Origin of the sequence: uncultured Photobacterium sp. (assembly GCF_947502415.1) — a bacterium.
Classification (GTDB): Bacteria; Pseudomonadota; Gammaproteobacteria; order Enterobacterales; family Vibrionaceae; genus Photobacterium.
Genome location: NZ_CANMZV010000145.1, coordinates 1 through 224, shown reverse-complemented (window position 1 = coordinate 224; position 224 = coordinate 1). Strand labels below are relative to the sequence as shown.

General features: G+C 46.9%; 1 tRNA gene. It reads right to left on the bottom strand.

What is annotated here, in order from left to right:
- Window positions 1-76, bottom strand: a tRNA-Thr gene (locus Q0852_RS23865).
- Window positions 77-224: the final 148 nt, after the last annotated feature.

The window sequence follows — 224 nt, the reverse complement described above, 5'->3', positions numbered from 1 at the left end:
TGGTGCCGACTACCGGAGTCGAACTGGTGACCTACTGATTACAAGTCAGTTGCTCTACCTACTGAGCTAAGTCGGCACAGGCGTAGTTTATCTTGTAAGAGAAAAACCACTTTGTTTTTATTCTTTTCAAGCTGTTGCTTAAATCGAAATTTGGCTCCCCCTGCGGGACTCGAACCTGCGACATACGGATTAACAGTCCGCCGTTCTACCAACTGAACTAAGGG